The sequence below is a fragment of the Cellulomonas rhizosphaerae genome, from assembly GCF_003470205.1.
Taxonomy (GTDB): Bacteria; Actinomycetota; Actinomycetes; order Actinomycetales; family Cellulomonadaceae; genus Cellulomonas; species Cellulomonas rhizosphaerae.
In genome coordinates, this window is sequence record NZ_QWKP01000038.1 from 1 (window position 1) to 2994 (window position 2994).

At 71.1% G+C, this 2994-nt stretch carries 3 protein-coding genes; all 3 read right to left on the reverse strand.

From position 1 onward, the window contains the following. Positions 1-980: ROK family protein (locus D1825_RS00480; RefSeq protein WP_233549540.1), on the reverse strand; the 980-nt coding region annotated here is incomplete at its 3' end. A 1-nt stretch (position 981) separates the two neighbouring features. After that, positions 982-1902, reverse strand: coding sequence for a carbohydrate ABC transporter permease (locus D1825_RS00485; RefSeq protein ID WP_118765587.1), 921 nt, complete (start codon positions 1900-1902; stop codon positions 982-984). Further along, complete coding sequence (locus D1825_RS00490; protein ID WP_118765588.1) at positions 1899-2843, reverse strand: carbohydrate ABC transporter permease; 945 nt, start codon at positions 2841-2843, stop codon at positions 1899-1901. The genes D1825_RS00485 and D1825_RS00490 overlap by 4 nt, the downstream gene beginning before the upstream one ends. Positions 2844-2994 lie beyond the last annotated feature (151 nt).

The window sequence follows — 2994 nt, forward strand, 5'->3', positions numbered from 1 at the left end:
ATCGCGCCCACCGGCGAACCCGCCGGGGCGAGGCTGACGCGCGTGGCCAGGCCCATCGAGGCGAGGAACGGCGAGGCCTGCGCCTCGGCCGCCAGCACGCTGCGCACGCACTCGAGCAGGGGCGCCCCGACGCCGGACACGCCGCCGCCGATGACGACGTGCTGGACGTCGCACGTCAGGACCAGGATCCGCACGGCGGAGGCCACGGCCCAGGCGAACTGGTCGCGGACCTCGATCGCGTGCGGGTCGCCCGCGGCCGCGGCGTCGAACAGCTCGAGCGGCGCTGGACGCGAGTGCGGCCCCGGCCAGGCCACGTCGATCGCGGTGCCCGACGCGTACTGCTCGACGCAGCCGGCCTGCCCGCACTTGCACGGCAGGCCGTCGACGATGAGCGTGAGGTGGCCGATCTCCCCGGCCGCGCCCGTCGCGCCGCGGCGCAGCCGGCCGTCGAGCAGGAGGCCCGCGGCCACGCCGGTGCCGAGCGCGAGGAACGCGAGGTCCGCGACGGGCTCGGCGATGACGTGCGCGGCGCCGAGCGCGGCCATGTTCAGGTCGTTCTCGACCTGCACGGGCAGCTGCGCGCCGAGCTGGTCGGCCACGAGGGCCCCCAACGCGACCCGCTCGACGATGCCGAGGTTGACGGCGTGCTCCACGGTGCCGTCGCGCGGGTCGACGACGCCCGGCAGGCCGATGCCGATCCCCGCGAGGTCCTCGACCGCCACGCCGGCCAGGTCGGCCAGGTCGTGCACGGCGTCGACGACTCCCCCGACGACCCCGTCGATCCCCCGGACCGTGGCCGCGCGGACCTGGTGCCGCACGGCGCCGGACGGGTCGAGGACCACGCCCAGCACCTTGGTGCCGCCCACGTCCAGGCCGATCGACCAGCCCGGGCGCGAGCCGTCGGGCGTGCCGACGACGCTCGCGGGCGTGATGCCCTGCGGCACCTGCCCGTCGGGTGCCGTGATGAGTTGCTCGCTCACGTCAGCCCTTCACCGCTCCGGAGACCAGCCCGGACGTCATCTTGCCCTGCACGAACAGGAAGAACACGATGACGGGGATGGCGATGACCGCGGAGCCGGCCATGACGACGCCCCAGTCGGTGGCGCGGTTGGACTCGACGAGACCCTGCAGCCACAGCGGGAGCGTGCGCTGCGCGGGGTCGGTCATGACCACGAGGGCCAGCGTGTACTCGTTCCAGGCCTGCAAGAAGCCGAACACGCCGGCGGCCACGAGGCCCGGGGCGAGCAGCGGGAAGGTGATGCGGAAGAAGGCACCGACGCGCGAGAGGCCGTCGACCATGCCGGCCTCCTCCAGCTCGATCGGCACGCCCGCGACGAAGCCGCGGAGCATCCAGATCGTGAAGGGCAGGATCGCCGCGGTGTAGACGAGCGCCAGGCCGGCCACCTTGTTGACCAGGCCCCAGCCGTCGAGCACCTGGTACTGCGAGATGAACAGGCCCTCGGCGGGGATCATCTGCACGATGAGGATCGTCAGGATGAACGACTTGCGGCCCTTGAACCGGAACCGGCTCACGGCCAGCGCGGCGAGGAACGCGAAGATCAGCGCCGCGACCAGCACGATCACGACGACCGACAGCGAGGTCCGCATCGCCTGCCAGAACGTGCCGTCGTCGAGCACCTGACGGAAGTTCGCCACCGTGCCGCCGAGCGGGAGCCACGCGGGGTTCTCGGCCTGCAGCTTGTTCAGCGGCTGGAAGGCGCTGTTGATCATCCAGTAGATCGGGAAGACCCACGCGAGCGCGACGACGACCGCCAGCGCGCCGAGCAGGCGACGCGACTTCGAGGTCTGGCTGCGACCGGACTCGCTGGAACGCGTGGCGGCGACCTTCGTCGGGCCGCTCGCGGGAACGCCGAGCGTGGTGGGGGCGGAGACGGTGCTCACAGCTCGTCCTCCTTCAGCATCTGCCGGATGTAGAACCCGGTGAGGGCGAGCGTCAGCACGAGCATGATCGTGGCGAGCGCCCCGGCCATGCCGAACTCCTTGGAGTAGGAGTAGATGAGCGTGCCGAGCAGGTTGGTGTCACGCGTCGGCGCTCCGGCGCGCTGCAGGACGTAGATCTGCGTGAAGACCTTCAGGTCCCAGATCACCTGCAGCAGCAGGACGATCGACAGGACGGGCCGGATCATCGGGATCGTGATGCCCCAGAACCGCTGGCGGGCGGAGGCGCCGTCGAGCTGCGCGGCCTCCATCGTCTCGGCCGGCACCTGCAACAGGCCCGCGTAGACCGAGAACGCGACGAACGGCACGGACATCCACACGACGATGACGGTCGCGACGAAGAAGAACGACAGCGGCTCGATGATCCACGAGTGCTGGGCCATCGAGTCGATGCCGAGCACCTGGGACAGCACCCAGTTGATGACGCCGTTCTGCGTGTCGAACAGCCACTGCCACACCGTCATGGACGCCAGCACCGGCGTGCCCCAGGCGAGCAGCAGGGAGACCTGCAGCGTGATCCGCGCGGCGCGTCCGACGCGCTGCATCAGGACCGCGAGGCTCATGCCGATGACCATCGTCACGATGGCGTTGACGAAGCAGAAGGCGACCGAACGACCGATGACGGTCCACACGTAGGAGTCGGTCAGCAGGTCGGTGTAGTTCTGGAGGCCGACCCACTCGGGCGGGGCTCCGAACTGCTGCTTGAGGCCGAACTCCTGGAAGCTGATGATGAACTGGCGGACCAGGGGGTACCCGAGTGCGACGCCGATGAGGATGCTCGCCGGGACGAGCAGGCCGTACGCGCCGAGCTTGGGCCGGCGGCGGCGGGGGGGCGAGACCGACGGCGTCGTGGTCCCGGAAACCGTGGGGGCAGTGGCTGCCATGAGGAGCTCCAGTCTGATGGCGCAGCCGAGCCGGCCCGCTGGGAGCAGGCCCGGCCGCGCCGGATCAGGGGTCGAACGGCCGGCGCACGGCCGGGTCGTCGACGGGTGATCGTGTGGTCGGTGGTCGGCTGACCGTGGTCAGCCGACCACC

Coding starts and splice junctions, on each gene's coding strand:
- D1825_RS00490 (WP_118765588.1), bottom strand. CDS start 2,843: ATGGCAGCCACTGCCCCCACGGTTTCCGGGACCACGACGCCGTCGGTC.